The sequence below is a fragment of the Ferrovibrio terrae genome (assembly GCF_943371255.1).
GTDB lineage: Bacteria > Pseudomonadota > Alphaproteobacteria > Ferrovibrionales > Ferrovibrionaceae > Ferrovibrio > Ferrovibrio terrae_B.
This window is the reverse complement of sequence record NZ_CALRUC010000204.1, coordinates 1-3334: the sequence shown is the minus strand read 5'-3', so window position 1 is coordinate 3334 and position 3334 is coordinate 1. Positions and strand designations below refer to the sequence as shown.

5 protein-coding genes are annotated in these 3334 nt (G+C 60.6%); all 5 read left to right on the top strand.

All coding sequences use genetic code 11. The features are described 5' to 3' along the window. On the top strand, positions 1–285 hold a 285-nt coding region (locus tag AAG799_RS22795), incomplete at its 5' end, for an NIPSNAP family protein (protein ID WP_341899420.1). A gap of 83 nt (positions 286–368) precedes the next feature. Further along, positions 369–1088 (top strand): SDR family oxidoreductase, encoded by a 720-nt coding sequence (locus AAG799_RS22790; protein WP_341899418.1) that lies wholly within the window; start codon positions 369–371, stop codon positions 1086–1088. Positions 1089–1126: 38 nt separating this feature from the next. After that, positions 1127–1972 carry a hypothetical protein gene (locus tag AAG799_RS22785; protein WP_341899417.1) on the top strand — a complete coding sequence of 282 codons (846 nt, stop codon included), beginning with the start codon at positions 1127–1129 and terminating at the stop codon, positions 1970–1972. A gap of 20 nt (positions 1973–1992) precedes the next feature. Further along, positions 1993–2391, top strand: coding sequence for a cupin domain-containing protein (locus AAG799_RS22780; RefSeq protein WP_341899415.1), 399 nt, complete (start codon positions 1993–1995; stop codon positions 2389–2391). Beyond that, positions 2388–3334 (top strand): FAD-dependent oxidoreductase (locus AAG799_RS22775; protein WP_341899414.1); only part of this gene is annotated, 947 nt, incomplete at its 3' end. The genes AAG799_RS22780 and AAG799_RS22775, both read left to right, overlap by 4 nt.

Genomic DNA, 3334 nt, shown 5'->3' with positions numbered 1-3334 from the left:
AAGCCCGGCAAGGCCGGGGAGTTTATAGCGCTCTACCAGCAGCGCGGCCTGGAAATCCAGACGCTCATCCTCGGCAATCTGATCGGCTATTTCCTGTCTGAAATCGGCGAGCTGAACGTCGCGGTGCATATGTGGGGCTATGACAGCTTGGAAGAGCGCACGCGGCGGCGAAATCTCTTGCTGGAGGAAGAGGAATGGCGCGGCTACGTCGCGGCCGTGACCCCGCTGATCGACAGAATGTCCAACAGAATCCTGGTGCCGACAGCCTTCTCACCTATCCGGTGACAATGGAGCGGCATGGTGCCGCGAAGATTGGGATGGAAACAATGAATGCTCGGTCAGCCAGCGCACCATTCCCGGACAGGTCGGTGATCGTAACCGGTGGCAGCAGTGGCATCGGGCTGGAAACGGCCGGGCGCTTCCACGCCGCCGGTGCGACTGTCTGGATCTTCGATATCAATCCGCCCCCCGAGGGCGCCGACTCCGCCATCACGTATATCCAGTGCGATATTGGCGACGAGAAGGCGATCCGCGCCGCTGTCGCCCAATCCATCGGCGACAGGCCGCTGCACACCCTGGTCAATGCTGCAGGCATCATCCGCCGCGCCAATATCGAGGAGGCCTCTCTCGCGGACTGGGAGCTGATGCTGAAGGTCAATCTGACTGGCATGTTTCAGCTCTCGGCGTTGCTCTTCAACAATCTCAGGGCGGCTGGCGATGCGGCCATTGTGAATATCGCCTCGATTGCAGCACTCGTGCCGCAAACCGGAGCGATTGCCTATGGTCCATCAAAAGCAGCCGTGATTTCCCTGACGAAACAGCTTGCCGTGGAATGGGGCCAGTATGGCATCCGCGTCAACGCCATCTGCCCGGGCATGATCCGCACCGCGATGACCGAGCCTTTCTACAATCCGGAAACCATCAGGATCCGCAACAGTAAGACGGCGCTCGGCCGCATCGGCATGCCCGAAGACATCGCCAAAGTCGCATTGTTCCTGGCGGGCGACGGCGCCAGTTACATCACCGGTGAAGCCATCGTTGTGGACGGTGGGTTCACCGCCACAGGGCTTCATCTGCTGCTGCAATAAGCCGGGCCACGGCTCGTAGAGACAACAGGAAACAAAAAATGGCCGCCTTGCATCTCCCCCAAGTCATCGATCACCCCCAGGGAACGACCTACGTCTTTGATTCGGCCACGCATGTGGAAACCTATGTCGCTGCGAAAAATCCCAAGCCGGGTTCGGTGGTCGTCGCGGCCTCCTATGCCGGTGTGCTCTGCGCCCGCATGGTGATGTCGGCCAGGCCGATGGCGGCCATCGGTCTCGATTGCGCAATCGGCAAGGACGGCGCTGGCATCGCTGGGCTGTGGTACTACGAGGCATTGAACGTTCCGGCTGCCGCAGTCGATACCATGACGGCGGAAATGGGCAACGGTGCCGATCAGTACGAAAACGGCATCATCAGCCGGGTGAATGATCAGGCCCAGCGTCTAGGACTGGCGCCCGGCATGACAGTCAAGGAGGCGGTCGATGCCATCCTGACGAAGTCGAAGGCGCCCAGGGACTTCGACACCACGCGCCGCCTCGTGGTTCATACCAATGAGGAGGGGCGCAGCATCGTCTGCACCGACTCAATCGCTTTTGCGCTACCTGAAGACAAGGCCCGCAATGTGCTTTGCACCGCAGGCCATACCGGCCGCAGCGTGATCGAATATTTTCGCAACTACCGGCCTTGGGCCTTCATTTGCTCGGATGGCGGCATCGGCAAGAACGACTCCGGCGTCTCGGCGCTGGAGGCGATCGAAGAAGATGGCATCGTCGGCGCCTCGGTTGACGCGTTGACGGCCCGCATGGGCGACGGCCAGAGCACCTATTTCGACGGAATCATCAGCGCCGCCAACAAGCATGCGATGGCGAAGGGCGTCCGTATCGGCCAGACCGCCAGGGAAGCCGCACTGCTGATGCTGAAGTAATCATTCGACCGGAGGACCCAATGGCAAATACCCCGTTCCTGGAAGGCGAAGAGAATATGGCCCGGCTGGCATCGCGCTATGTCGCGGTCGAAAAGCTGCCGTGGAAGCCGACGCCGACGCCCGGCATCGACATGAAGATCCTGCTCGAGGACAAGGAAACCGGTCTGCTGACGGCGCTGTTCCGTTGGGAACCGGGCACGGAACTGCCGTTGCATGAACATGTCGAAATCGAGCAGACCTATGTGCTGAGCGGCAGCATCGTCGATGACGAGGGTGAATGCCGCGAAGGTGATTATGTCTGGCGTCCGAAGGGCAACCGGCATCTGGCGCGATCACCCAATGGTGCGCTCGTCATTTCCTTCTTCCTGAAGCCGAACAAGTTCCTGACCGGCAAGCTCAAGGGGCAAGAACTGAAGTGACGAAAGCGGCCTTGGAGAAAACCGAGTACGACGTCATTGTCGCCGGCTCGGGCGCCGGCGGTATGTCTGCGGCCGTGACCGCGGCGAAGCTCGGCCTTGATGTCATCGTCATCGAGAAGGAACCTTTGTTTGGCGGTACGACTGCCCGGTCTGGCGGAGTGCTGTGGCTGCCCGGAAATCCAATCTCCAAGGCCATGGGCTTCTCAGGCAGTATTGAAGATGCCCGCACTTACCTGAAGCACGAAACTGGCGACAGCTATGACGCCGATCGTGTCGATGCCTTTCTGCGCATGGCCCCGGAGGCGACACAGTTCTTCCTGGACAACACGGCAGTCAGGTTCGACCCGCTGATGGCTTTTCCGGATTATCACCCGTCGGCCCCGGGTGCTGTCGATGGCGGGCGGTCGGTGGTGGCGGCGCCTTTCTCCGGTCTCGAACTCGGAAAAGAAATCAGGCGCCTTCGTCCGCCGCTGAAGGAAATCACCTTCGTCGGTATGATGTTCAATGCGAGTCAGGAAATTCAGCACTTCTTTAACGTCACACGGTCACTGAAATCTGCCATCTATGTGGTCAAGCGGCTCAGCAAGCATGCCTACGAGATGCTACGCTACGGCCGCGCCATGCGCCTGACCAATGGTAATGCGCTGGCGGCTAGGCTGGCCAAGAGCCTGTTTGACCTGAACGTTCCTATCGTCACCGATTGTCCGATAGATGCAGTGATTTCGGATGGCGATGCCGTGACCGGTGTCGATGTCACCGTCGGCGGCAAGCAGATCAGGCTGACGGCTCGTCGTGGGGTCGTCCTGGCCACGGGTGGCTTTCCTCAGGATCCGGCTCTGCGCAAGCTGCTTTTCCCGCACGCCCCCACCGGCGCCGAACACTGGTCCCCCGCACCTCCCGGCAATACCGGTGATGGTTGGCGCATCGCGTCGGCAATCGGTGG

Excerpts from the sequence above, each read along its gene's own strand:
- AAG799_RS22785 (WP_341899417.1), top strand. The coding sequence starts at position 1,127 with ATGGCCGCCTTGCATCTCCCCCAAGTCATCGATCACCCCCAGGGAACG.
- AAG799_RS22780 (WP_341899415.1), top strand. The coding sequence starts at position 1,993 with ATGGCAAATACCCCGTTCCTGGAAGGCGAAGAGAATATGGCCCGGCTG.